Source organism: Streptomyces sp. NPDC096046 (assembly GCF_040303285.1).
Classification (GTDB): domain Bacteria; phylum Actinomycetota; class Actinomycetes; order Streptomycetales; family Streptomycetaceae; genus Streptomyces.
In genome coordinates this window covers 33,517-58,978 of sequence record NZ_JBEOSZ010000028.1, presented here as the reverse complement: position 1 = coordinate 58,978, position 25,462 = coordinate 33,517, and the positions used below count along the sequence as shown (strand labels likewise).

Genomic DNA, 25,462 nt, shown 5'->3' with positions numbered 1-25,462 from the left:
CCACCGCCGGAGGCCCCACCCCCGGGGACCGGTCAGCCCTCCAGGGCCGTGCCCTCCAGGGCCGCCTTCTTCCCCGCCCCCGGGGACCGGTCAGCCCTCCAGGGCCGTCCCCTCCAGGGCCGCCTTCTTCTTGCGTCCGCGGCTCACCTGGGTGCGCACCGCGCCCATGCTCGCCGCGACGACGAGGGCGATCGCGGCGGCCTGGGCGGCGGTGAGGGCTTGGTGGAGGATGAGGAAACCGGCCGTCGCGGCGATGGCCGGTTCGAGGCTCATCAGGATCGCGAACGTGGAGGCGGGCAGGCGGCGCAGGGCGAGGAGTTCGAGGGTGTAGGGCAGGACCGAGGAGAGCAGCGCGACCGCCGCACCGAGACCCAGCGTCACCGGGTCGAGCAGCTTCGTCCCCGACTCGGCGATGCCCAGCGGCAGGAACAGCACCGCCCCCACCGCCATCGCCAGGGCCAGTCCGTCCGCTTGCGGGAAGCGGCGACCCGTTCGGGCACTGAAGACGATGTAGGCCGCCCACATGGCGCCGGCCCCCAGGGCGAAGGCCGTTCCGGTGGGGTCGAGGCCGTTGAAGCCCCCTCCGCCCAGCAGGAAGACACCGGCGAGGGCGAGCGCCGCCCACACGACGTTGATCGCGCGGCGGGAGGCGAAGACCGAGAGGGCGAGCGGGCCGAGGACCTCCAGGGTGACCGCGGGGCCCAGCGGGATGCGGGCGAGGGCCTGGTAGAAGAGGCCGTTCATGGCGGCCATGGTGATACCGAAGACGACGACCGTGCCCCAGTCGGCGCGCGAGTGGCCGCGCAGCCGGGGGCGGCAGACCAGCAGCAGGACGACCGCCGCGACCAGCAGGCGCAGCGCCACCACTCCGAGGGCACCCGTCCTGGGCATCAGGGTCACCGCCAGCGCGCCGCCGAACTGCACGGAGATGCCGCCCGCGAGCACCAGGCCCACGGGCCCGAGGGAGCCGAGCCGGCCCGGGCCGGTGCCCGGCGCGGTGGCCGCGGTGGTCGCGGACGCGGGGGAGGTGGTGGTGTCCGGCGTGGTCACGGGCCAGTCCTGTGCTCGGGGTCGGTGTCCGGGTGCTGCGCGTGTGCGGTGCGTACACCCGGATGCACTCAACGTACAGCCCGATGCACTGCACGGTCCAGGGTAATGGACTCCGTCAGGTGCGTGAACCCTTTTTGCCTCTGTCTCGAGCTGTGAGATCTCAGCGGCGGGCGAGGTAGAGGTCGAACGCCTTGTAAAGCAGCCGGTTGAGCGGGTAGTCCCACTCGCCGAGGTACTCCACGGCCTCCCCGCCGGTGCCCACCTTGAAGCGGAGCAGGCCCAGCAGGTCGCTGGACTCCTCCAGGGTGTCGGTGATGCCGCGCAGGTCGTAGACGGCGGCGCCGAGTTCGTGCGCGTCGGTCATCATGCGCCACTGCACGGCGCTGCTCGGCTGGACCTCGCGGCGGCGGGCGGTGGAGGCGCCGTAGGAGTACCAGACGTGCTCGCCGACGGTCAGCATGGTGGCGGCGGCGAGCACCTCCCCGTCGTGATAGGCGAGGTAGAGCCGCATCCGGTCGGGGTGTTCGGCGTTCAGGGCGGTCCACATGCGCTGGAAGTACGGCAGCGGGCGCGGGAGGAAACCGTCCCGTTCGGCGGTCTCGCCGTACAGCTCGTGGAAGGCCGGCAGGTCCTCCAGGTCGCCGCGCACGACCTTCACCCCGGCCTTCTCCGCCTTCTTGATGTTGCGGCGCCACTGCTGGTTCAGGCCGCCGTGGATGTCCTCCAGCGACCGGCCGGCGAACGACACCTGGAAGACGTAGCGGGGCTGCCCGGCCGCGAAGCCGTTCTCGCCGGAGGCCTCGGACTGCCGCCAGCCCATCCGGCGCAGGCTGTCCGCGATCCGGCCGGCTCGCGGTTCGTACGACGTCGCCCGCACGTCGCGCAGCCGCCGCGCCGCCGGGTCCGCGATCGCCGCCTTGACCACGTCGGCGCTCCAGCGGCGGACCACGACCGGCGGGCCCATCCGCACCGCGAAGGCGCCCCGCCGTCTGAGGTGGGCGAGCATCGGCTCCAGCAGCCGTTCGAGACCGGGCTCGTGCCAGTCGAGGAGCGGCCCCTCGGGCAGATACGCGAGGTAGCGCGGCAGTCCGGGCACCCGGGGCCCGGGCAGCGGGCGCAGCAGCACCAGTCCCACGCCGACGAGCTGCCCGCCGGCGTCGAACCAGCCGAGGCTCTCCGCGCGCCAGTCGGGCTTCACCTCGCCCCAGGACGGGAGCTGGGTGTGGCTGGCGGAGGGGCGGGCCGTGACGAACCCGAGGTGCTCCTCACGGGTGATCGGCTGGACGCGGACGCTCATGCGGCGGCTCCTTCGAGCGGCGGGCGGTGTCTGGTCCCGCGAGCCTAGGAGCGGCCCCGGCCCTCCCCCGGCTCAGACACTCGAGTCCACCCGTCCGGTGGCCCGAACGCCCCACGCCAGCGCGCCACCGCTCGTCGCAGAGCCCACGCACCGCCGCCCCGCCGCTCGCCGCGGAACACCCCCCACCACCCGCCGCGAAACACCCCACACCCCACCGCGCCACCGCTCGCCGCAGAGCCCACGCACCGCCGCCCCGCCGCTCGCCGCAGAACAACCCCACCGCCGCCACCACCCGCCGCGAAACGCCCCACACCCCACCGCACCACCGCTCGCCGCAACCCACGCACCGCCGCCCCGCCGCTCGCCGCTCGCCGCTCGCCGCAGAACACCACACCGCCCCACCACCCGCCGCGAAACGCCCCACACCCCATCGCCCTGCCGCCCCACCACCCGTCACAGAACGCCTCACGCGCCGTCCCGCCCGCCGTTCTCGTCGAGCGCCTCGGCCAGGACCTCCGCCAGGTGCCTGCCCCGCACGCCCGCCAGCTGCTCCAGCTGCGTGCGGCAGGAGAAGCCGTCCGCCAGGACCACCGTGCCGTCCGGGGCGTCCCGTACGGAGGGCAGGAGCTGTTCCTCCGCGCAGGCGGTGGACACCTCGTAGTGGCCCTTCTCGAAGCCGAAGTTTCCGGCGAGGCCGCAGCAGCCGCCGCTCAGTTCGCCGGAGAGCAGGGCCGCCGCGCGCAGCCGACGGTCGGCGGCGTCGCCGAGCACCGCGTGCTGGTGGCAGTGGGTCTGCCCGGTCACCGGGCGATCCACACGCGGCGGGGCCCAGTCGGGGGCGTGCCGCTCCAGCGCCTCCGCGAAGGTGAGGACCCTCGCGGCGAGACGGGCCGCGCGCGGATCGTCGTGCAGCAGCTCGGGGACGTCCGTGCGCAGGGCCGCGGCGCAGCTCGGCTCCAGGACCACGACCGGGGCGCCGGTCTCCAGCACCGGTTCCATCAGATCGAGCGTGCGGCGCATGACGGCCCGGGCGCGGTCCAGCTGGCCCGTCGACACGTACGTCAGCCCGCAGCAGACCCGGCCCCGGCCGCGCAGCAGGGACAGCGGGTCGAGGGCGACCGTCCTGCCGTCGCCCACCGGCGGCTTCACCAGGTGCAGGGTGGGCGGCAGCGCCACCCGCAGCCCGGCCGCCTCCAGCACCCGTACGGCGGCCCGGCCCACGGACGGGGAGAGGTGCTCGGTGAAGGTGTCGGGCCACAGGACGATCAGATCGCCCCGCGCCGGGGGGCGGTGCGTCCTCCTCCGCTCCCACCAGCCGGTGAACGTCCGCCGCGCCACCCGCGGGATCTCCCGCTCCGGGGCGATGCCGCCCAGCCGTTTCGCCGCCCACGCGAGGGGCCCGATCCGCGACAGCGCGTTGACCAGCCACGCCGTGCGGGTACGGGACACCGCCCGCAGCCACACCGGCAGCCGGCCCATGGCGTGGTGGGCGGCCGGTCGGCGCCGCCCGGCGTAGTGCCGGTGGAGGAACTCGGCCTTGTACGTCGCCATGTCAACGCCCACCGGGCAGTCCGAGCGGCAGCCCTTGCAGGACAGGCACAGGTCGAGCGCGTCGCGGACCTCCCGCGAGCGCCAGCCGTCCGTCACCACCTCACCGGCGAGCATCTCGTGCAGCAGCCGGGCCCGTCCGCGTGTGGAGTGCTCCTCCGCGCCGGTCGCCCGGAAGGACGGGCACATGACCTCCGGGCCGTTCACCGACGTCGTACGGCACTTGGCGACGCCCACGCAGCGCCGCACCGCAGCCGAGAAGTCACCGCCGTCCAGGGGGTAGCCGAAGGCCACGTCGACCGGTTCGCGGGGCAGGACGGAGAAGCGCAGGCCGCTGTCCAGGGGTGCGGGGCGGACGAGCATCCCGGGGTTGAGCAGGTCGTCCGGGTCCCACACGCCCTTCGCCCGTTCGAACAGGGCCACCGTCTCGGCCCCGTACATCCTCGGCAGCAGCTCCGCACGCGCCTGCCCGTCCCCGTGCTCCCCGGACAGCGACCCGCCGTGCGCCACCACCAGCTCCGCGAGTTCCTCCGAGAAGCGGCGGAAACGGGCGACGCCGGCCTCCGTCAGCAGGTCGAAGTCGATCCGGACGTGGATGCAGCCGTCCCCGAAGTGCCCGTACGGCGTGCCGCGCAGCCGATGGGCGGTGAGCAGCCCCCGGAAGTCCCGCAGGTACGCGCCCAGCCGGGCGGGCGGCACCGCGCAGTCCTCCCAGCCCGGCCACGCCTCGGTGCCGTCCGGCATGCGCGTCGCCGTGCCGCTCGCGTCCTCCCGGATCCGCCACAGCGCCCGCTGTGCGGCCGGGTCCGTGACGACACGCGCGTCCACGACGTCGGCGGCCCGCACGATCGCCTCGGCACGCGCGCGTGCCTGCGCCGCCGACTCCCCGCCGGTCTCCACGAACAGCCAGGCCCCGCCCCGCGGCAGTGCGGCCGGGGACGGCACCAGGTCCGCCGCCATGCCCTCCACCGTCAGCGGCCGGAGCGGCAGCAGCCCTGCCGCCGCCTCCGCCGCCGCGCTCTCGTCGGCGTAGCCCAGCAGGGCCAGGGCACGCGCGCGGGGCGCCTCGACCAGGCGTACGACCGCCTCCGTCAGCACGCCGAGGGTGCCCTCGGAGCCGCAGAAGGAGCGGGCCACGTCGGCGCCGCGCTCGGGCAGCAGGGCGTCCAGCGCGTAACCGGAGATGCGGCGGGGCAGGTCCGGGAAGCCGGTGCGCAGACGCGCGCGTTCCCCCTCGGCCAGCTCCCGCAGCCCGTCCGGCGCCCCGGCCCAGTCCCGCCCGAGCCGCAGGCGCTCGCCGCGCGCGGTGACGACGTCCAGCTCCCGCACACTGTCCGCGGTCGTCCCCCACGCCACCGAGTGCGAGCCGCACGCGTTGTTGCCGATCATGCCGCCGAGCGTGCACCGGCTGTGGGTGGAGGGGTCGGGGCCGAACCGCAGGCCGTGCGGGGCGGCGGCCTCCTGGAGCCGGTCGAGCACCAGGCCCGGCTGCACGACGGCGGTGCGCTCCCCGGGATCCAAGGACACGAGCCGGTTCATGTACCGGGTGAAGTCCAGCACCACGCCCGTGCCCGTCGCCTGGCCCGCGATCGACGTACCGCCGCCTCTCGCCACGACCGGCACCCCCCGCTGCCGGCACACCTCCAGCACGGCCGCCACGTCGTCAGCGTCCTGGGGGGCGACCACGCCCAGCGGCACCCGCCGGTAGTTGGACGCGTCCATGGTGACCAGCGCCCGGGAGGTGACGTCGAAACCCACGTCACCCCGCACGACCCGGTTCAGCTCCGCCTCGAGGGCGGCCAGATCCTCGACATCCGTCATGCGTCCAGCATGCTCCCGGCAACTGACGGTGACGGGCCGGGGCGCCGCTCCCCCGGTGGCTCAGCCCTTGGCGGCGGAGCCGGCCACGCCCTCGACGAACCAGCGCTGGACATGGACGGCCACCATCGAGGACGGAGTCCGCCCCGTGGCCATCCGCCCCCTCCGGCTGCCGGACCCGCACCGCGACGACGCCTCGGCCGTCTGGCCCGGCCCGCCGCCGCACTGATCGGTCCACACCGCGTCTCACCCGACGGACGACGTTTCGCCCAGGTTTCTGGAAGCGGCTACGCTCCCCTTCGTGGCTGAGATCCAGATTCCTGCTGACATCAAGCCCGCCGACGGTCGATTCGGCGCGGGCCCCTCCAAGGTGCGGGTGGAGGCGCTGGACGCCCTGGCCGCCACCGGCACGTCCCTGCTCGGCACCTCCCACCGCCAGGCCCCCGTCAAGAACCTGGTCGGCCAGGTGCGCGAGGGCATCAGCGAGCTGTTCCGGCTCCCCGACGGCTACGAGGTGGTCCTCGGCAACGGCGGCTCCACCGCGTTCTGGGACATCGCGACGCACGGCCTGATCGAGAACAAGTCGCAGCACCTCAGCTTCGGCGAGTTCTCCTCCAAGTTCGCCAAGGCCGCGAAGCTCGCCCCGTGGCTGGCCGAGCCGGACGTCATCTCCGCCGACCCGGGCACGCACCCGGAGGCGGTCGCCGCGGCGGGTGTGGACGTCTACGCGTTCACCCACAACGAGACCTCGACCGGTGTCGCCATGCCGATCAAGCGCGTGGCGGGCGCCGACGAGGGCGCCCTGGTCCTGGTGGACGCCACCTCCGGCGCGGGCGGCCTCCCCGTCGACATCGCCGAGACGGACGTCTACTACTTCGCCCCGCAGAAGTCCTTCGCCTCCGACGGCGGCCTGTGGATCGGCGTCTTCTCCCCCGCCGCGATCGAGCGCGCCGAGCGCGTCCACGCGTCCGGCCGCCACGTCCCGGAGTTCTTCTCGCTGCCGACGGCGATCGACAACTCCCGCAAGAACCAGACGTACAACACCCCGGCGCTGGCCACCCTCTTCCTGCTGAACCAGCAGCTGGAGTGGATCAACGGCCAGGGCGGCCTGGACTGGTCGGTCCGGCGCACCGCCGCCTCCGCCCGTACGCTCTACGGCTGGGCCGAGGACATCAAGTACGCCAACCCGTTCGTCACCGACCCGGCCAAGCGCTCGCAGGTCATCGGCACGATCGACTTCACGGACGAGGTCGACGCCGCCGCCGTCGCCAAGGTGCTGCGCGCCAACGGCATCGTCGACACCGAGCCCTACCGCAAGCTCGGCCGCAACCAGCTGCGCGTCGCGATGTTCCCGGCGATCGACCCGGCGGACGTCGAGGCCCTCACCAAGTGCGTCGACTACGTGATCGAGAAGCTCTGACCTTCCCGCGTACGTGACCGAGGGGCGCCCCGCGTGTGCGGGGCGCCCCTCGCTCGTGCCCAGGCGACCGCGCCCAGGCCGAACACCTGTCCTCTCCAGCCGATGCTCAGCCGGTCGAACTCACCGACCGAACCCCAGAATCCCCCGCAGGCTGTCACCGACCGCCGCGACGGCGGGCTGCGGCGTGCTCGGCGCCTTCTGCGTCGCCGGCTGCGGCTTCGGGTCGGGGGTCCTCTTGCACACCGCGTCGGCCACGCCGTTGCCGTGGGGGACCTTGCCGTTGGTCAGGTACGTGGCGAGGTGCTTGTCGAGGCAGGCGTTGCCGCTCAGCGTGATGCCGTGGTTGCCGCCGCCCTGCTCCACCACCAGGCTGGAGCCCTTCAGCAGCCGGTGCATGGTGACACCGCCCTGGTAGGGCGTGGCCGCGTCGTCCGTCGCCTGGAACAGCAGCACCGGCGGGAGCTTGCTGTTGGCGACGTTCACCGGCTTCAGCGTCTTCGTCGGCCAGAACGCGCACGGTGCGTTGTACCAGGCGTTGTTCCAGGCCATGAACGGGGCCTTCTCGTGCACCGCCCAGTTGTCCTTGCGCCACTGCTTCCAGTCGCGCGGCCAGGACGCGTCACGGCACTGCACGGAGGTGTAGACGCTGTAGCCGTTGTCGCCGGAGGCGTCGATCGCCGCGATGTTGTCGTACGCCTTGACCAGCGCGGCCGTGTCATGGTTGTTGACGTAGGCCGCGAACGTCTGGGCGAGCGTGGGCCAGTAGCCGTTGTTGTACCCGCCGGGTATGAAGATGTCCTCCAGCTCGGCGGCGCCCACCTTGCCGCCCGCGGGCTTCTTGGCCAGGGCCGCCCGCATGGCGTACCACTTGGCCTCGATCTTCTTCGGGTCCCTGCCGAGCTTGTACGTGGAGTCGTACGTGGCTATCCACGCCATGAACGCCTTGTGACGCTTGTCGAAGGCGTAGTCCTGCTGGATGTTGTCGTCGTACCAGACGCCCGTCGGGTCGACGACCGAGTCCAGCACCAGGCGCCGCACGCGCTCGGGGTACAGCTTGGCGTAGACCGCGCCCAGGTAGGTGCCGTACGAGTAGCCGAAGTAGTTGATCTTCGGCGCGCCGAGGGCCTTGCGGATCGAGTCCATGTCCTTCACGGCGCTGACCGTGTCGATGTGCGGCAGGACGTCCTTGTACTTCGTGCCGCAGGCCCGGGCGAAGGACTTGGCGCGCGCGAGGTTGGCCTTCTCGATCGCCGGTGTGCTGGGTACGGAGTCGGGGCGGACCGGGTCGAAGTGGCCCGGCTTGCAGTCCAGGGTGGGCTGGCTCTCGCCCACTCCGCGCGGGTCGAAGCCGATGACGTCGTACTGGGCCGCGACCTCCTTGGGCAGGGACGACGCGACGAACGGGGCCAGCGACAGGCCGCTGCCACCGGGGCCGCCGGGGTTGACGAGCAACGGGCCCTGTGACTTCGGCGCGGTGTGCGGCACGCGGGACAGCGCCAGCGTGATCTGCCTCCCCCGCGGCTTCGCGTGGTCGAGCGGCACCTTCAACGACGCGCACTGGAGCGTCGGGGCGTCGTCCGTACCGCACTTCTTCCATGCGATCTTCGCCGCGGCGGTCGTCAGGGCCGCGGTGTTCGCGGGGTGGGACGCGCCGGCGTTGGCGGGGGCGGCGGCGAGCGTCCCGGCCAGGACGACCGTGACGCCGCACAGTACGGCTGCGCTTCTTCTCATGGAGTTCTCTCGCAACGGTGAGGGGGGTCGGGCCCGTGAGTGACACGGGCCGTGCCGCATCGTTTCGGAAGAGCGCGCCACACGTAGGGATTCGACCAAGACTTGACTGAATCGAGTCATAGTCTGCTCTCAGACTCCCCTCAGAAAAGGGGAGTTCCGGCAATCCGGACACGCCGCCCGGCATGGGTGCGCCCGGCGAGCACCGGGCGCCCCACTCACCCCGCGATCACGTCGCCGTGCAACTCACACCCGTCGCACCTCCGCCCCCGGGTGCACCGCCCAGGCCGAAGCTCGCCGAACCTCCCACCGGCACACTCCCGTTGTGCGCGGCGTTGACCGCGGCGACGGTCGCCCCGTTCTGGGTGTGCGACGCGTTCCACATGCTCGTGACCTTCTGCGAGCCGCTCCATGTCCACGTCACCTTCCAGGACTTCAGCGGCAGCGTGCCCGTGTTGGTCACCTTCACCTCGGAGTTGAAGCCGCCGCCCCAGTCGCTGCCGACCGTGTACGCGGCGGAGCACGTGGCGTTGCCGCCTCCGGGGTCGCCGGGACCGCCCGGGCCTGGGCCGGGACCGGGGTCGAAGCCCGGGGCCTTGATGGACGCCAGGTACCCGTCCTTCACCGTGTCGACCGTCTGCCAGTCGTCCTTGAGGATGCCGCCCGTGTCGCCGGAGTTGGGGTTCCAGGACCAGAACGTCCAGTGGAAGCCGTCGGCGCCGTACGCCGACGTCGAGCGCAGGTACTTCACCAGCTCGGACAGCCACACCCGGTCCACCGCCGGCTGGAGCGTCGTACCGAACTCGCCCAGCCACACCGGGGCGATGTTCTGCTTGAAGACGTAGCCCCAGTACTTGTCCCAGATCCCCGGCATGTTGGCCGGGAAGGACGGGTCGGAGAACCAGGGCTGCTGCGCCACCGACGTCGCGTAGTCGTGCGCCGAGTACACCAGCCGGTTCGGGACGTCCAGCCGGACCGGGTGCTCGGCCACGCCCATGAGGTTGCCGCCCCACCAGCCGTTCACGCCGTTGTACGACTGCACGCCCTCGACCATGATCAGCAGCTCGGGGTTGACCGACAGCACCGCGTTGCCCGCGCGCTGGGCGGCCAGGCGCCAGTCGCGGGAGGTGTCGCCGCAGCCCCAGCAGGCCGGGTCGCGGGGCTCGTTGTGCAGGTCGATGCCGACCACGGTGGAGTTGCCCTTGTAGCGCGCCGCCAGGGCCTTGAGATTGGCGATCCAGGTCGACTCGGGGACCGCCGAGGTGTACCAGAGGGCCGACTGGCCCGCCGCGTCCGGGCGGTGCCGGTCCAGGACGATCTTGAGGCCGGACTGGCCCGCGTAGGTCACGATCCTGTCCAGGACCTGGAGGGACGTCAGGCCGCGCAGGTCGGTGTTCTTGCCGTCGTGACTGATGCTGTCCGGCATGGTGCCGGGCTTGAGGATGTCGTCGCTGTAGGGCATGCGGAGGGTGTTGTAGCCCAGCGACTTCATCTGGTCGATCATGCTTTTGTAATCTCGGGCCCACAGGCCGTGGACGACGTGGTTGGCGGTCTCGAAGCCGAACCAGTTGACGCCGGCGATACGGACGGGCTGTCCGGCCGCGTCCAGGATCTGCCGGCCGCTGGTGTGCCAGTAGCCGGCGCCTGCCTGCGCGTCGACATCGGCGAATGCCGACGTCTGCGTACCGGCCAGGGGTAACAGGAGCGCCGCGGCGACGCACAGCGCTCTTCGCAGAGTGCGGAACATGGCTGCTTCCTCTCAGGGAGGCGCGGACCCGGAACGGTTGGGAGCGCTCCCATCCATGCCGCGCACTTCCCAGGAAACTGATACACCATGAGCACGTCAAGGAGGGTGGGTTCACTCATCGCGCCGCTCGGGCCTCCGCGGGGTGCGGACGCCGTCGACAAAGCCGCGGTCCGCTACCGCCACGTCCCGGACTCGGCCCGGCTCGCAGCCGACGAAGACGCATGCCGTCCGGTCCGCACGAGCGCGGTGATCCGCTCCACGGCCTCCTCGATCTGAACCAGGCACTCGCGCACTTGTGGCGGGGGCGCACCAAGAGGGTCTTTCACGTCCACGTCGCCCATGCGCGTCGACACGACACCACGGCGAGCGGCCGCGCCCTGTACGAGGGCAGCGAACCGTGCGGCCGGATCCGCCACGCCTGCGGCGTCCTCCGACCGCACCAGCCGGGCGAACTCCCGGAAGGTGAATGCACGGGACAACGCACGCACAGGGGACAGCCGCACAGCGGCCTCACGATGCTCCGTCGCAGCACCCAGCACCAAGTCCGCGTTTTCGACCATCTCCTCGGTCAGCCGGCGGGAACCCACCCCGCAGGGCCGCAGGCCGCGTCCGGCGAGGAAGGAGGTGACAGCAGCCGCCGCAGGCACACCCGCGACGGCCCGGGTGCCGGCACTGCTCACGTGGATCACTTGCCGATGCTCGACCAGTCGGTGCCTGAGCAGGCACTCGGCGAGCGGAGAGCGATAGATGTTGCCGGTGCACACCACAAGTACGCGGAACGGGGGCACACACCCTCCAGGAAGGGAAGAAGCGGAGACCAAGACGTGCGGCGCGATGTCAGTATTCATTGACACCGGCTCCATCCGGAAAGGCGCCACGTCGGCCGAGTGCGGCCTGTCGCACTCCAGCGCCTCTGAAGGGGCGACACGTGTCGCCCCTTCAGAGGCGGGCGACACGTGTCGGAACGCCGTGTTCGCCACTACACCGCCGGCCAGGGCGGTCACCACAGGACGACCAACCGAGTGGCACATATCAGGCGCTACGCCCCTCGCGTCCAGGGGACTGACGGCCGGTCCGGTGAACCGCATACGCCATAAGGCGCCTTATCTCCCGAAAATGCTTAACAGGCGCCATTCAGCGCTATCCATGTACATACCGTACTCGCGGGCCGGACCATGCCGTCGCCCGATTCCATTGTGAGGAGCGTGAATGCGATGACGGCCTCATCGAAGTGTCGTGCCGCCTTCGCGACCGCGGCAGCCGCTGCTGTCCTGGCCGCAGCCCCAGTCGTAGGGGCGCAAACTGCCCACGCCCAGCCGTATCCACCCGACCCCCCGAGCCTCACTCTCAGCGCCACCACCGTAGATGCAGGAGACGAGCTCAGCTTCACAGGAACCGGGTTCGATCCGAACGAGGGTGTGGTCGCGCTCCTGCTCTCGAAACCGATCAAGCTGGGCCGCTTCACCGCCGACGACAACGGCACGGTGGAGGGGACCGTCACCATCCCCAAGTGGACCGACCCGGGCCGGCACACCTTCCTTCTCAAGGGAAAGGAATCGAAGCTGACCCTCTCAGCCAAGATCACCGTACGCCCGAACAAGCCTCACCTCGCCGACACAGGTGAGGACCGCTCGCCCCTTCTGCTGGGCGGAGCCGCAGGGCTGCTGGCGCTCGGAGCCGGCACGATGACGGCCGTCCGGCGACGGAAGCACAACTGACCACCCTGCCCCCTCGGGCAGTTGCCCAGCCTCGGCCATACCGGCGGCCGACAGCGGAACATCCGACGCGTGACCTCACCTCGCCGTCGGGGCACCCGCCGTCGGCCGCTGCCGCCCTACCCGCCTGAAGCAAGCCCCTCCGGGAAGGCGGTCGAAACCCAGACGGCCGGACCGCGAGCGCCCTTCCGCTGATGGCGCCGCGGGGGGATTCGCCTGCGGCCCCCAACCCGGCCGCCGTGGAGTCAGTCAGTGCCGCAGCGTGCCGGACTCGAGGTTCTCCACGTACCAGGCGTACGTCCGGGCGATCCCTTCCCGCAGGCCGATACGAGGAGCCCAGCCGAGCGTGGTGAGCCGGGATACGTCAAGGAGCTTGCGCGGAGTACCGTCCGGCTGCTTCGCGTCCCACTCGACGCTTCCCCGGTACCCTGCGACGTCCGCGACGAGCTCCGCCAGCTCCCGGACGGTCAGGTCCGTGCCGGTGCCGACGTTGACCGGGGCGTCCGCGTCGTAGTGCTCGATCAGGTGCAGACACGCCCGTGCCAGATCGTCCGCATGGAGGAACTCCCGACGCGGTGTGCCGCTGCCCCAGTTCACCACCCGTCGCGCACCCGACTTCTTCGCCTCGTGGAAGCGCCGGATCAGGGACGGCAGCACATGGGAGTGCTCGGGGTGGAAGTTGTCGCCCGGCCCGTACAGGTTGGTCGGCATGGCGGAGATCCAGGGCAGCCCGTACTGGCGCCGTACCGCCTGCACGTGCAGAATGCCGGCGATCTTGGCGATGGCGTAGGCGTCGTTGGTCGGCTCCAAAGGCCCCGTCAGCAGCGCCTCCTCGCGGATCGGCTGCTCGGCGAACTTCGGGTAGATGCAACTGGACCCCAGGAACAGCAGCCGCTCCACCCCGTGCTCCAGAGCCGCGTCCAGCACGTTCACCTGGATGCGCAGGTTGTCGGAGAGGAACTCGGCGGGCCGGGTGGCGTTCGCCTTGATCCCGCCCACCCTCGCCGCGGCCAGCACCACCACGTCCGGGCGCCTGGCCGCGAACCAGTCGAACACCGCCCGCCGCTCCCTCAGGTCCAGCTCCGCCGAGCCGGGCGCGACCACGTCGGTGAAACCCTCGTGGCGGAGTTCCCTGCACACCGCCGAACCGGCCAGCCCGGAGCCTCCGGCCACGAACACGCGCGTCGAGCGGTCGAGAGGGCGGTGCACCTTCCGGGCTGATGCCGCGCCACACGCATGCGCCGCCGAGGCAGCGGCGGCCGGGGATGTGAGACCGGTATTCGCAGAATCAGCCATGAGCTTCGCCCTCCTTCTTCGCTTCCGCAGTGGTCCGATGGGCGACGCCACGCCGGAGACGTGGTCGATGCCGAACCTGCGGCTCAAACGCGTGTCCCGAGACCGGACCGAGCAGGGCCTGGTCGGCGGTCCTCGCCGGCGGAACGCGGCCGCGGGCTGTCAGGGCGCGCAGCTTCGGCGTCATACCCCGGAAGGCTAAGACCTCGCAGCTGCCGTCGTTCGGTTACGCGCCCACCATCGGACGCGTATTCACCCATCGCGACTGTGCCGAAGTACGCCGATTACTGAAGCCGAGTGATCCCCGGGAGACACACGCGGCGAGGGGAAATCGGAGCGGCCGGGCATGCGACATTGGGATCGTGATGCTCCATTCTGAGGATACGGGGTGGTAAACATGGGTCGACCCCTAATCCGGGATCAGCGCAAGTTGATCGTCGTCGGTCAGGGATACGTGGGTCTCCCGCTGGCCATGCGCGCGGTGGAAGCGGGCTTCTGTGTCGTCGGCGTGGACACGGACGAATTGCGGGTCAAGCGTCTGGCCTCCGGCGATTCGTACATCGAGGGAATCGGCGATGCGCGTTTGATCAGCGCTCTGGACAGTGGTCGCTACAAGGTGACCACCGACTACGACGGCATCTCCGACTTCGACGTCTGCACGATCACCGTGCCGACGCCGCTGCGCGAGGGCGTGCCGGATCTGAATTACGTGGAATGCGCTGCCCGGAGTATCGCCCCTCACATCACCAGTGGCGCCACGGTGATTCTGGAGTCGACCACATATCCCGGCACCACGGAGAGTCTGCTGCAGCCACTGCTGGAGGACGGCAGCGGGCTGAAGGCCGGCGTGGACTTCCACCTCGGGTACAGCCCCGAGCGTATCGACCCAGGAAACCCACAGTGGCAGCTGGAGAACACCCCGAAAGTGATCTCGGGGATCGACCCGGCGTCGCTGCACGACATCGAGCGTTTCTACGCACGCATCGTCGAGCGCACCGTGCCGGTGTCCTCCTGCCGTACCGCAGAGCTGACCAAGCTGCTGGAGAACACGTTCCGTCACGTCAACATCGCCCTGGTCAACGAGATGGCGACGTTCGCCAGGGGGCTGGGGGCCGACATCTGGGAAGCCGTCGACGCGGCCGACACGAAACCGTTCGGCTTCATGGCGTTCAGGCCCGGCCCAGGTGTCGGCGGGCACTGTCTGCCAGTGGACCCGTCCTACTTGTCGTGGCAGGTCAAGCGGCTGCTCAGGCAGAATGTCCGGTTCATCGCGCTGGCGAACGAGATCAACGATCACATGCCGGACCACGTCGTCTGGCGGATCAGCCGGGGCCTGAACGAACGCGGCAAGTCGGTCAATGGCTGTCGGGTCCTGCAACTTGGCCTGGCCTACAAGAAGAACACCGGCGACATCCGCGAGTCACCGTCCATCACGCTCGCCCGGTCACTGCAGAACCTTGGTGCCCATGTCGTCGCGGTGGAGCCGCACACCGACTCCCATCTCCGTCCCACGGACATCATGTGTGTGGAACTGACCGAAGCAGAGATCCGCGCGGCCGACGTGGTCGTCGTGGCAACCGACCACGACGATTTCGACTATGCGCTCGTCGAGCGGGCCGGCGCGTACATTTTCGACACCCGAAACCGCTGCCGGGGGGGCCACCTCGAGGTCCTGTGATCCCGCCTTCCTCCGGTGATCGACCAATAGCCGAACCCGGGTGAACCGCACGACAAATGCCGAGCGTGGAGTGGCAGTTCCGATCAGAGTCCGGCCTGGCTGAGTCTTCGTGGGCGATGCGGCCGGTAATGAAGAGGAATGCCAGCTGAGGAGTTTCACGTGCCACCAGTCCGCATCGCCGTGCTGATGACCAGTCACAATCGCCGCGAAAAAACGCTCGCCGCGCTCGCCGCGCTCGCCGCGCAGCGCGGGCTGCCGCAGGACACCACCGTACGCACCTACCTGGTCGACGCCGGCAGCACCGACGGCACACCCGAGGCCGTCCGCGCGGCCCACCCCGAGGTCGAGGTCACCACGGTCGGCACCGACATCTACTGGAGTCACGGCATGCGGATCGCGAGCCGCAGAAGCCGGCGATCCTGCGAACCGGCCTGGGACTACCAACTCTGGCTCAACGACGATGTGGCCTTGGAGGGAGATGCCCTCGCCGTACTGCTCGACACCGCCCGCTCGGTCGGACCCGGCACGGTCGTGGTCGGCGCCGTACGGGCCTCGGCCGACGACCGCACCACGTACTCCGGGCGCCGCGGCCGTGCGCTCACTCTGGTGGAGCCCACCGGACGACCCGAGCCCTGCGACACGTACAACGGCAACGTGGTGCTGTTGCCCAGAACGGTGTGCGAACGGGTCGGCGACATCGACGAGATCTTCCAGCACGGCATGGGCGACTACGACCACGGATTCCGCGTCCGCCGGGCCGGCATCGCCGCCTATGTGACGCCCTGCCACGTCGGCATCTGCGACCGCAACCCACCGCGAACCGGGTCCCGGGAACCGGGCATCGGCGTACGCGAGGCCCTGCGCCGGCTCACCTCGCAGCGCGAACTTCCGCCCCGTCAGTGGTGGGTCTACTGCCTGCGGCACTGTTGGCCGGCGGCTCCGCTGCTGATGGTCTCGCCCTATGTGAAGACCGCGGTGCGATGCTCCGTCCGTCGCTCTCCCGCGAGGGGATGAACCCTTGCTGCTCGATCCGACGACACTGCTGCTCGGCTGCGCCGCGCTCATCGTCTGCGCGGCGCTCGTCGCGAGCTTCGTCCGCTGGCCCGTTTGGGCCATCGGCCTGTATGTCGCCGCCCAGCTCTGGCAGACGCGGCAGGACATGCGTCAGTCACTCCCGGGCGCGGGTCTGGCACTGCTGCCCACCGATGTGCTGACCGTGTGTCTGCTGGTCGCTGCCCTCATCATGCTCACGGGGACTCGGGGGCGCCGGGCCCCGGCCCTGCTCCTCGCCCTGTTGGTTCTGACCGCCTATTCGCTGATCCGCGGGTTCGGACTCTTCGGCGTCCAGGCGGCCGGCAACGAAGCCCGCAATTTCATCCAGCTTCTCTGTGTCGCCCTCTTCGTCGCCGTCGTCTCGCCCGGCCGGAACCTGGTGCGCGCGTTCACGCTCATCTGGGTGCCGGCCGCCTGTGCCCTGTCCTGCCTAGCCCTTCTGGGGTGGTTGAACGTCGGGTTTGGCTCCAACGCCGACCGCGTCATGGTCGACGGAGTACTCACCGGCACACGCCCGGTCAGCGCCTCCGAGGCGATGATCATCGCCCAGGCGGCCACGATGCTGCTGTGCGGTCGCGGCCCTGGGCGGGCGAGAGCGCTGGCGTGGGTGCTCCTGGTGGTCGTCGTCCTGACCCAGCACCGCACCGTCTGGCTGGCCTCCGGCGTCATGATCACGGGCTGGATGCTGTCTCGCCACCGGCGGACCGGATCCCGTGCCGCAGCCCTGGGCGTCCTGGGCTCCCTCAGCACGCTCTACTTCCTGGCCGCTTCCTGGGGAACCGCCGACGAGGTCACCTCGAGCCTCGCCGCCTCCAGCGAAGACGACCGGACGCTGGTATGGCGGGTGGAGGGCTGGCAGGCTCTGCTGCCGCGACTCGAACAAGTGCCGGACTGGCTGCTGGGTCTGCCCTTCGGTTCGGGATACGACCGCGTGATCAACGGGACCTTCACCGCCGTCTCACCTCACAACTACTACCTGGAGGTCTTGCTGCGCCTCGGCCTCCTCGGCGTCGCGGTACTCCTCCTGGTGTATGCCACGGCATGGCGCGCAGCGGGAGCGGACAGCGAACACAAACTGGTGCTCCGGCTGCTCGTCTGCAGCCAGTTGGTCTACATGTTCACCTACTCCCTGACCCCGGAACAGGCCGTGATCCTCGGCCTGCTGGCGGCCTGTGCACAGCCGCGCAGCGCACGTCGTCCCCCCACCCTCCAGGAGTCGCCGTGTCCGACAAAACCGCGCTCATCACCGGCATCACCGGCCAGGACGGTTCGTATCTAGCCGAACTCCTGCTCTCCAAGGGCTATGTGGTGCACGGCCTCATCCGTCGCTCCTCCACCTTCACCACCCAGCGGATCGACCACCTCTACCAGGACCCGCACGAGCCCGACGCCCGGCTCCGGCTGCACTACGGAGATCTGGCCGACGGCTCCCGCATCGCCGCCGTGCTGGAGGCCATCCAGCCCGACGAGGTCTACCACCTGGCCGCCCAGTCGCACGTCCGGGTCTCCTTCGACGAACCCGAGTTCACCGGGACCACCACCGGCCTGGGCACCACCCGCCTCCTGGAGGCCATCCGGATGACCGGGCTGCCGTGCCGCTTCTACCAGGCCTCCAGCTCGGAGATGTTCGGGACGACCGCGCCCCCGCAGTCGGAGTTGTCGCCGTTCCACCCGTGCTCGCCGTACGCGGCCGCCAAGGTCTACGCGTACTGGATCACCCGCAACTACCGTGAGGCGTACGGCGTCCACGCCGTCAACGGCATCCTCTTCAACCACGAGTCCCCACGCCGCGGCGAGACCTTCGTGACCCGCAAGATCGCCCGTGCCGCCGCCCGCATCGCCCGCGGCGAGCAGGACGTCCTCCATCTCGGCAACCTGGAGGCCCGCCGCGACTGGGGCTACGCGCCCGAGTACGTCGAGGCGATGTGGCGCATGCTCCAGCAGGACGAGCCCGCCGACTACGTGGTCGCCACCGGCACCAGCTACAGCGTCCGCGACTTCCTGCGCTTCTGCTTCGAGCACGCGGGTCTCGACTGGGAGAGACACGTCCGCTTCGACGAGCGCTATCTGCGCCCTTCCGAGGTTCCCGACCTGGTCGGTGACGCCTCGAAGGCCGAGCGCGAACTGGGCTGGCGGGCCGCCGTGCACGCGCCGGAACTCGCCAGGATCATGGTCGACGCCGAAATGGCCGCGGTCCCCACTCCGGCCCGCGAACGTTCGCTGACGGGAGCCTGAGATGACCATCACCGCCGTCCCGCAGCGGAGCCATGTCAAGCCCGTGCTGCGGGGCACGCGTGACCTGCTGATGCGATCGCGAACCTTTCAGCGGGCGGTCCGGGCCGGAACCGTACGCGGTCACGTACCGCTCCGCGTCTGGAAGCATCTGCACCCGACCGGCGTCTGGCGGCTGCACGCACCGGACGGCAGCACATTCCGCTACTACTGCGGCCCGGACGACGTACTCGCCGGGCCGGTGGTCTGGACGGATCTGCGGTTGTGGGAGGAGGCGACCCATCCGCTCTTCTACCGGCTCGCCCGCACCGCACGCGGTTTCCTCGACGCCGGAGCCTACGCCGGCCTCTACACCCTGCTCGCCTGCCAGGCCAACCCGCGGCTGCACGCCGTCGCGGCCGAGCCCAACCCGGTCGCGGTGGGGATGCTGCGCCGCAACCTCGACGTCAACCACTTCGGGCCCAGGGTGCACGTCGTCGCCAAGGCACTCTCGCAGGCGCCGGGCCGGGCACGTCTCACCGTGCCCGAGCGCATCACCACGGCCACCCTGCGCCAGGGCGCCGACACCCCCGGGCGCAGCACCGTCGACGTCGAGGTGACCACGGCGGACCTCGCCGTCGGGGACCGGCCCGTCGACCTGGTGAAGATCGATGTCGAAGGCTTCGAACCGGATGTGCTGCGCGGCATGTCCCGCATTCTGGCCGCCCACCGTCCCGTCGTGATCGCCGAGTGCCTCGACCGGTCCGCCCTGGAGCGGCTGCGCTCCACGGCCGCGGAGTTCGGCTACCACCACGTCCAGCACATCGCTCCGCCCGCTCCTGTCGCCGTACCGCCCGGCTTCGCCCCTCCCGCCCGCCACCAGAACTTCCTTCTGACCACCACTCCCTTCACCCCCTCATGACGGTTGGCCCGAGATCCGCAGGTCGCGTCCTCTCCGCGGTGAGCTGGGGTTACGGCAGCGCCGCCGTGTCGGTCGTCCTCCAGCTCGGCTACACCGCCTGGACCGCGCGAGTGGCGCCGCACAGCGCCTTCGGTGCCTATGCGATCGCCCTCACGGTGACCCAGCTGCCCGGGCTGATCGCCACGGGAGGACTGGCGACCTGCGTCCTGCGCGCCGAGCAGCTCAGCCGCTCCCTCTTCCGCGCCGCGCTCCGGCTCTCGCTGGTGACCGGCGTCACCTGCTGGGCGGTCTTCGAGGTCGCCGCCCCGTGGTGCGCGGCCCTGTGGGGGATGCCGGAACTGACGCTGATCCTGAGACTGCTGGGCTGCCAGTTGCTGGTGGCGCCGACTGGCTGCGTGCTGCTGGCCGCGCTGCGCCGGGTCGGGCTGCCGGGTCACGCCGCGGTCGCCGAGCTCACCGGGCAGGTGGCCGGCTGCGTGGTCGCGGCCGTCGTTCTCGCCCGTACCGGTTCCCCTGCCGCCCTCGCACTGGCCCTCCCGGTCGCGGCGTTCGCCACCTTCGGTATCTCCGCGAGCGCGTCGGTGGCGAAGCTCGCTCTGTCGCGCGACTCGGGCGCTCCGTCCGGTTCCCTGCTGCGGTTGTCCGGGTTCCTCACCGTCTTCGCCCTGCTGCGCACGCTCGGGGCCAGTGCCCCGCTGTGGATGGCGGGCCGACTGCTCGGTCCCGGCATGGCCGGGCTCTGGTCGCGCGCCCAGTTGCTGTCCGACGTACCGGTGAACGTCCTGATCAAGGGGCTGAACCAGGCAGCCGTACCGTTGCTCGCCGACCGCCGCGGCCAGGGACTGCCCCTGACCCGGCCCGCTCGGTATCTGCTGTACGCCGCCTCCGCCGGCTTCGTCGCCTTCGGTGCCCTGGCCGGCGCCGGTCCCCCTGCGCTCGCCCTGCTGCTCGGCCCCGGCTGGGAGGGGGCCGTGGCGCTGGTGCCCGCGTTCGCCGCGAGCGCCGCGCTGCAGGTTGTCTACGCAGCCGGGTGTGCGCTGGACCTCGCCCGCGGGGCCCGGCGCGCTCTCGTGCGCACCCAGCTGGTTCTGCTCGCCGTCACCTCTCTGGGGCTCGTCGCCGCCGTCGGCGGGCACGAGCCGTTGCCGTTCATCGCGGCCGGAGCGGCCGGGTTGGCCGTCGGCCACGCCGTTCAGCTGATCCGCTGGCAGGGGACGGACACACTCCCCGCCGGCGCGGTGGTCCGCGCACACCTCACGCACCTTGTGGCGGGGATCTGTCTGGCCGCGGCCGGCAGCTGGGGCACCTCAGCGTGGGGCGGCCTGCCCGGGGCGGTGCTCGCCATGTCTCCGGTGCTGGTGGGGTGTCTGCTGCTGCGTGATCGGTTCCCGGCCTACCGGGCGGCCGCCGAGATCGGACTGCTGCGCCGCCCCGGTCGGAAAGAGAAGCAAGCCGCGGCCGTCCCCGCTTCCCGGCTGTGAAGGAGCCTTGGAGGAATCCCCATGCACATCGGCCTCACCGGACCGGTCGACCTCAGCCCTCTGCTGCCCTCGCTGGACCACCCGCTTCCCGCCGTCCCGAGAGGGCCCTCCACCGGCTGGCTGGCCCGCACCTGGCTCGACCAGGGCCACCGGGTCACCGTCTTCGCGATGAGTCACGAAGTGACCTCACGCGCGGTGTTCGGCTCGGGGTGCCTGCAACTCGTCGTCACGCCGATGCGTCCCTCCAAACAGGTGCGTGATCTCTTCAGGTACGAGCGACGGCAGTTGGCGGCCGCACTGCGTGAACACCCCACCGACGTGGTCAGCGCCCACTGGACATACGAATACGCACGCGCAGCCATCGCCAGCGGCCGCCCCGCCTTCGTCACCGCCAGGGACACGCCGCTGCGCTGCGCCTGGGAAATGCGCGACGTCTACCGCTGGTTGCGACACACCCAGGCCCTGCCCGCCGTCCATCGTGCCACCGCGCTCAGTGCCAACAGTCCGTACACCGCACGACACCTGAGGCGCTGTCTGGGCGTGCGCCGACCGATCGAGGTGATCCCCAACGGAGTGCGGACCGACGCTCTGCCCACCCTCTGCGCACCGCCACCCGGCGACGACCCCGTGTTCGCCGCGGCTCTGCAGGGCTGGGGGCCGCTGAAGAACACCAAGGCACTGCTACGGGCCTTCGCCCTGGTCCGTAGAGGGTTTCCGAAAGCCCGGCTGCTCATTCTGGGCTCGGACCACGGTCCCGGCGGCCCGGCGCAGGCTTGGGCGAGGGACCGGGACGTCACCGCAGGGGTCGAGTTCGCCGGGCAACTGCCGCATGCCGCAATGATGAACCGCCTCGCCACCGAGGCGCATGTACTCGTCCACCCGTCCCGTCTCGAGTCCTTTTCCATGATCTGTGCCGAGGCCATGGGCATGGGCCTGCCGGTCGTTGCCGGGCGGCGCAGCGGCGCCGTGCCCTGGGTGGTCGGCCCGGCGGGCCTGCTCGTCGACATCGACCGGCCCGACCGGATCGCGAAGGCGATGACCACGCTGGCCCGGGACGACGAGCAGCGGACGGCTCTCGGGGCAGCGGGAATGGCCCGGGTCCGCGGGCACTTCTCGCTGGACGACATCGCGCGGCACTACGTCAACTGGTTCACGACGACCGATCCGCATGCGCGCTGACGTGCCGCACGCCCCCAGCCGTGCCGGACCCCGCCGTGGCGAGGACCCTCACGCGTCACCCCGGACGAGGGCCTCCAGGCCGGGGACGAACCTGGCGGCCATGTCCTCGACCGTGTACCGCGTCGCGTCCGCACGACAGGCCTGTCTCAGCCGGGCCAACCGCTCTGGCCGCAGGAAGAGTCCCGCCACGGCGGCCGCATAGCGGTCGGTGTCTCCGTCGACCACCAAGGCGTTGCGCCCATTCTGCAGATAGTCGAACTCGGGGCCGTGGAAGGGCCAGACACAGGTCACCAGAGGGGTCGCCAGTGCGAAGGAGTCCACCACGCACAACCCGACCGCCCCCGGTGCCAGCATGACGTCCGCGGCGGCGCCGAGCAGCGCCTTGTCCCTTCCGTGGGCGGGTCCGACAGCGATGACCGCGCCCCCCGCGCCCGCCACCAGTCGCCGCTCGGCGCCGTCGCCCGCGACCACCAGCCGGAACCCGGCGACGCGGCGCGCGATCTCCTTCGCCGCGGTGAGCAGGTAGGGGATTCGCTTGTGGCGGTCGAGCCCTCCGATGTAGAGCCCGGTGAGTCCGGGAGTCAACCCGTATCGCTCGCGCACCTCGGTCAGTTCGTCCTCCGTGACCGCGTTCGATGCAGCGGCCAGCGCCGTGGTGTCGAGTGCGTTGCGCACCACCGTGACCCGCTCCGGCGGCACGCCGGCCCGTACCGCGTACTCACCGCCCGCGTCGGTGTATGCGAAGAACCAGTCGGCCCTGCGGGTCAGCGCGGCCTTGGCCCACCGCGCCGCTGCGCCGTGCCGCACGCAATGCGTCCGCCCATGGCCCCACAGCGCGACCGGCGTACCGCGCCTGCGGCGGGCGAGCAGCGGATAGGCGTCGAGCTGGTTCAGAGCTTGAGGGAGCACCAGAGCGTCACAGGAGCGCGCCAGTTCAGCGAGCGGGCGCCAGACGATCCGGCTGCCGCCGAGCCGCCAGTCGCGCTGGGGCAACTCGACCGCTCCGGGCAGTACGACATTGTCGCGGCGGGCCACCCAGTCACCGGTCGGCGCACCATGGGCGACGGTCAACTCAATTCCCCGGCAGGCGAGTTCATCGGCGAGTCGGGCAAAGAAGGGCAGTCGGTACGCCGTCAGGTACGGCTGCACGAAGGTGACGCGAGCCTTCGCCGTGCCGGTCATGCCCGCTCCAGCGCCTTCGGCGCATCACAGAGTTCACGGTAGAGCCGGACCATACGCGTGGTCCAGACCTGCTCGCTGTATGCCTCCTCGTACACGCGCCGGCAATGGTCGCGCAGCCCCGGGAAACGGCCCGCTGCCTCGCGCAGCACCTGCTCCAGTGGGTCGTCCCAGGCGGTGACGGTGCCGGTGCCCTCGTCCCGTACCGCGCCGGGTGCGGCCGACCCCTCGAAGGCGAGCACCGGGAGACCGGCGGCGAGCGCCTCGATGTAGACGAGGGGGACAGCGCCCTCGTAGCAACGGCTCGGAAAGACGAGACCGCGGTACCCCGGCAGCCGGCGACGCACTTCGGTGCGCTCGAACGCGCCGTGGAACCGCACCGAGCGGGGTGCGGCCGCCCGGCAGGCGTCTGCCAGCGGACCGTTTCCGATGACGTCCAGCAGCTCGCCGGACGGCCAGCGGCGCAGCAGTTCCAGGATGCCCTTCTCCGCGGAGAGCCTGCCCACGTACACCCAGCGTTCTCCCGGCTCGGCGGTCGCACCGCTCACGCCGGGCACGAAGCCGGGGACGAGCGCCAGGCGCCGCTCGTCCACCCCGGCGGCGGCGTAGGTGGCACGGCTGAGCTCGGAGAGGACCACCACCCGGTCGGCTCGGCGCAGCAGCGGGTCGGCAGTGGGGCCGCGGCGTCCCGCCCAGGCCAGCGGCAGCGTGGCGAGCCGCGACCCGCGGTAGCAGCCCGCGCGCAGCCCGGCCCAGCGGTCGCCGTCCGGGCAGCGGGTGCAGACCGCGCCGTCACGGTAGAGCGTCGCTGCCGCGCACAGTGGGCGGAAGTTGTGCAGGGTCGCCACGAGCGGACCGTGCCAATCGGTCACCCAGGCCCGGCCGAAGTTGGGGAAGAGGTTGTGCACGTGCACGACGTCCGGGGCGAAGGCCCGCAGCTCGGACAGCGGCGAAGGGCCGCGCCCGCCCGCCACGCTGACCGCGCGGCGCATCGCGTACAGCGGCCGGCGCTGCAGTTCGTCGGTGTGTGCGGCGACCGTCCGAACCTCGTGTCCGGCCCTGCGCAGCGCCTCCGCCTGGTCGACAGTGGCTTCGTTCTCGCCGCCGGGGGCGGAGGAACGGTAGAAGCTGTGGACGAGTGCGATCCGCAGCGGCCTCACGCGTGCGCCGCCTGTCGTTCGCTGAAGAGCACCACATCGCATTGCAGCATCTGGCCCGACTCCGGATCGGCGAAGCCTGGGACGACGGACATCAGAGTGAGGCCGAGCTCGGTCTGGAGAAGGGCCAGTGCCTCGTTGAACAGCAGCCCACCCTCGTACAGCGGGACGAGGGACGTCTCGGTCTGGACACCGACGCATTCTGCCGTGCGCTTCCCCGCACCACGCAGCACGTGTCCTTCGTAGCCCTGGACGTCCATCTTCAGGAAGACGCGCTCGCCCGGAGCGACGAGCTGCTCCCACAACTCGTCGAGCCGACGGACCTCGGCGGTCTGCTCACCGGTGTAGGCGGCGTAGGGGGCGGCCCGTGAGTGGCGCTCCAGCATGGGCAGGACGGAGCTGCTGGCGCCCGAGTTGCCCGCGACGTGCATCACCGTGGTGCCGCTTCGGTCGCCGAGCGCGAACGGCAGCACGGTCCAGGACGGGTCCGACGACGCCCGGCGGCGCAGTTCGGTGCCCGGCCCGTCGAGCGGCTCGAAGGAGACGATACGGCCTCGGTAACCGCCGTGGCGGAGCATCGTCGCGTAACCGCCGCAGTGTGCGCCCACGTCGAGGACCACGCTGATGTCGAACTTCCGCAGCAGCTGGACGAGTCGCCGGCCCGACGAGTCCGCCGGGTGACGGGTGATGTCGATACCGAGCCGCTGCACTGATCTGCGCGCGCGGTGGAGGAGGGTCACGTACTGCTCCTTGCCTGCTGTCCAGAGGTACGGGGACACTCGCGCAGTCCTTGCCGACGCATCCGGCACCGGTGCACTGGGGCGGGGTTCGCGGCGCTGCAGGAGCGGGTCTTCATTCCGCATGTGCTCCAGAGCCGTGCACACCTTAGTGCGCTTTTCTCACATGCCCGGTAAGTGGCACGACCGGCCCTTCGCGCCTTAAGCGTTCAAGGGTTCCGCCGTGAGGCCGAGTGGCAGTGCCGAACG

At 71.0% G+C, this 25,462-nt stretch carries 19 protein-coding genes; 9 read left to right on the top strand and 10 right to left on the bottom strand.

What is annotated here, in order from left to right; genetic code table 11:
- Positions 1–90 precede the first annotated feature (90 nt).
- From ABTX62_RS23725 to ABTX62_RS23715, 3 genes are all read right to left on the bottom strand, one after another.
- Positions 91–1,050 carry an EamA family transporter gene (locus ABTX62_RS23725; RefSeq protein ID WP_352118074.1) on the bottom strand — a complete coding sequence of 320 codons (960 nt, stop codon included), beginning with the start codon at positions 1,048–1,050 and terminating at the stop codon, positions 91–93.
- Positions 1,051–1,210: 160 nt separating this feature from the next.
- Positions 1,211–2,347: a lipid II:glycine glycyltransferase FemX gene (locus ABTX62_RS23720; protein WP_352118073.1), complete on the bottom strand. Its 1,137-nt coding sequence runs from the start codon at positions 2,345–2,347 to the stop codon at positions 1,211–1,213.
- A gap of 465 nt (positions 2,348–2,812) precedes the next feature.
- On the bottom strand, positions 2,813–5,716 hold the full coding sequence (locus ABTX62_RS23715) for an FAD-binding and (Fe-S)-binding domain-containing protein (RefSeq protein ID WP_352118072.1): 2,904 nt from the start codon (positions 5,714–5,716) through the stop codon (positions 2,813–2,815).
- A 298-nt stretch (positions 5,717–6,014) separates the two neighbouring features.
- Here ABTX62_RS23715 and serC point away from each other — a divergent pair, with 298 nt between their 5' ends.
- A complete protein-coding gene (gene serC / locus ABTX62_RS23710; protein WP_352118071.1) occupies positions 6,015–7,133 on the top strand; it encodes a phosphoserine transaminase in 1,119 nt (372 codons plus the stop codon).
- A 120-nt stretch (positions 7,134–7,253) separates the two neighbouring features.
- Here the strand turns inward: serC and ABTX62_RS23705 are convergent, their stop codons facing one another.
- From ABTX62_RS23705 to ABTX62_RS23695, 3 genes are all read right to left on the bottom strand, one after another.
- On the bottom strand, positions 7,254–8,864 hold the full coding sequence (locus tag ABTX62_RS23705; RefSeq protein WP_352118070.1) for an alpha/beta hydrolase: 1,611 nt from the start codon (positions 8,862–8,864) through the stop codon (positions 7,254–7,256).
- Between the two features lie 226 nt (positions 8,865–9,090).
- Entirely contained in the window at positions 9,091–10,608 is a 1,518-nt protein-coding gene (locus tag ABTX62_RS23700) for a cellulase family glycosylhydrolase (protein ID WP_352118069.1), read from the bottom strand.
- Positions 10,609–10,781: 173 nt separating this feature from the next.
- Positions 10,782–11,456, bottom strand: coding sequence for an arsenate reductase/protein-tyrosine-phosphatase family protein (locus ABTX62_RS23695; protein ID WP_352118068.1), 675 nt, complete (start codon positions 11,454–11,456; stop codon positions 10,782–10,784).
- Positions 11,457–12,026: 570 nt separating this feature from the next.
- Between ABTX62_RS23695 and ABTX62_RS23690 the strand changes: the two genes are divergently transcribed.
- The gene (locus tag ABTX62_RS23690) at positions 12,027–12,326 is read left to right on the top strand and encodes an LPXTG cell wall anchor domain-containing protein (RefSeq protein ID WP_352118067.1); all 300 of its coding nucleotides are present in this window, start codon (positions 12,027–12,029) and stop codon (positions 12,324–12,326) included.
- Between the two features lie 246 nt (positions 12,327–12,572).
- Here the strand turns inward: ABTX62_RS23690 and ABTX62_RS23685 are convergent, their stop codons facing one another.
- Positions 12,573–13,532, bottom strand: coding sequence for a GDP-L-fucose synthase family protein (locus ABTX62_RS23685; RefSeq protein ID WP_352118066.1), 960 nt, complete (start codon positions 13,530–13,532; stop codon positions 12,573–12,575).
- Between the two features lie 481 nt (positions 13,533–14,013).
- On the opposite strand from ABTX62_RS23685, the gene ABTX62_RS23680 reads away from it, so the two are divergent.
- From ABTX62_RS23680 to ABTX62_RS23650, 7 genes are all read left to right on the top strand, one after another.
- On the top strand, positions 14,014–15,294 hold the full coding sequence (locus tag ABTX62_RS23680; protein WP_352118065.1) for a nucleotide sugar dehydrogenase: 1,281 nt from the start codon (positions 14,014–14,016) through the stop codon (positions 15,292–15,294).
- Between the two features lie 159 nt (positions 15,295–15,453).
- Positions 15,454–16,308 (top strand): glycosyltransferase family 2 protein, encoded by an 855-nt coding sequence (locus tag ABTX62_RS23675; RefSeq protein WP_352118064.1) that lies wholly within the window; start codon positions 15,454–15,456, stop codon positions 16,306–16,308.
- Between the two features lie 4 nt (positions 16,309–16,312).
- Complete coding sequence (locus ABTX62_RS23670; RefSeq protein ID WP_352118063.1) at positions 16,313–17,626, top strand: O-antigen ligase family protein; 1,314 nt, start codon at positions 16,313–16,315, stop codon at positions 17,624–17,626.
- On the top strand, positions 17,569–18,582 hold the full coding sequence (gene gmd, locus ABTX62_RS23665; RefSeq protein WP_352118062.1) for a GDP-mannose 4,6-dehydratase: 1,014 nt from the start codon (positions 17,569–17,571) through the stop codon (positions 18,580–18,582). The genes ABTX62_RS23670 and gmd overlap by 58 nt, the downstream gene beginning before the upstream one ends.
- A 1-nt stretch (position 18,583) precedes the next feature.
- Positions 18,584–19,480, top strand: coding sequence for an FkbM family methyltransferase (locus tag ABTX62_RS23660; RefSeq protein WP_352118061.1), 897 nt, complete (start codon positions 18,584–18,586; stop codon positions 19,478–19,480).
- Positions 19,481–19,518: 38 nt separating this feature from the next.
- The gene (locus ABTX62_RS23655) at positions 19,519–20,961 is read left to right on the top strand and encodes an oligosaccharide flippase family protein (RefSeq protein WP_352118060.1); all 1,443 of its coding nucleotides are present in this window, start codon (positions 19,519–19,521) and stop codon (positions 20,959–20,961) included.
- Positions 20,962–20,982: 21 nt separating this feature from the next.
- The gene (locus ABTX62_RS23650; RefSeq protein WP_352118059.1) at positions 20,983–22,140 is read left to right on the top strand and encodes a glycosyltransferase family 4 protein; all 1,158 of its coding nucleotides are present in this window, start codon (positions 20,983–20,985) and stop codon (positions 22,138–22,140) included.
- Positions 22,141–22,188: 48 nt separating this feature from the next.
- Here ABTX62_RS23650 and ABTX62_RS23645 read toward each other — a convergent pair whose 3' ends face one another.
- From ABTX62_RS23645 to ABTX62_RS23635, 3 genes are read right to left on the bottom strand one after another with little or no spacing between them, the layout of a single operon-like run.
- Entirely contained in the window at positions 22,189–23,322 is a 1,134-nt protein-coding gene (locus ABTX62_RS23645) for a glycosyltransferase family 4 protein (RefSeq protein ID WP_352118058.1), read from the bottom strand.
- On the bottom strand, positions 23,319–24,479 hold the full coding sequence (locus ABTX62_RS23640) for a glycosyltransferase (RefSeq protein ID WP_352118057.1): 1,161 nt from the start codon (positions 24,477–24,479) through the stop codon (positions 23,319–23,321). Before ABTX62_RS23640 ends, ABTX62_RS23645 begins: the two co-directional genes overlap by 4 nt.
- Positions 24,476–25,216: an FkbM family methyltransferase gene (locus ABTX62_RS23635; protein ID WP_352118056.1), complete on the bottom strand. Its 741-nt coding sequence runs from the start codon at positions 25,214–25,216 to the stop codon at positions 24,476–24,478. The genes ABTX62_RS23640 and ABTX62_RS23635 overlap by 4 nt, the downstream gene beginning before the upstream one ends.
- Positions 25,217–25,462 lie beyond the last annotated feature (246 nt).

Excerpts from the sequence above, each read along its gene's own strand:
- ABTX62_RS23720 (WP_352118073.1), bottom strand. The coding sequence starts at position 2,347 with ATGAGCGTCCGCGTCCAGCCGATCACCCGTGAGGAGCACCTCGGGTTC.
- ABTX62_RS23715 (WP_352118072.1), bottom strand. The coding sequence starts at position 5,716 with ATGACGGATGTCGAGGATCTGGCCGCCCTCGAGGCGGAGCTGAACCGG.
- ABTX62_RS23705 (WP_352118070.1), bottom strand. The coding sequence starts at position 8,864 with ATGAGAAGAAGCGCAGCCGTACTGTGCGGCGTCACGGTCGTCCTGGCC.
- ABTX62_RS23700 (WP_352118069.1), bottom strand. The coding sequence starts at position 10,608 with ATGTTCCGCACTCTGCGAAGAGCGCTGTGCGTCGCCGCGGCGCTCCTG.
- ABTX62_RS23695 (WP_352118068.1), bottom strand. The coding sequence starts at position 11,456 with ATGAATACTGACATCGCGCCGCACGTCTTGGTCTCCGCTTCTTCCCTT.
- ABTX62_RS23680 (WP_352118065.1), top strand. The coding sequence starts at position 14,014 with ATGGGTCGACCCCTAATCCGGGATCAGCGCAAGTTGATCGTCGTCGGT.
- ABTX62_RS23660 (WP_352118061.1), top strand. The coding sequence starts at position 18,584 with ATGACCATCACCGCCGTCCCGCAGCGGAGCCATGTCAAGCCCGTGCTG.
- ABTX62_RS23650 (WP_352118059.1), top strand. The coding sequence starts at position 20,983 with ATGCACATCGGCCTCACCGGACCGGTCGACCTCAGCCCTCTGCTGCCC.
- ABTX62_RS23645 (WP_352118058.1), bottom strand. The coding sequence starts at position 23,322 with ATGACCGGCACGGCGAAGGCTCGCGTCACCTTCGTGCAGCCGTACCTG.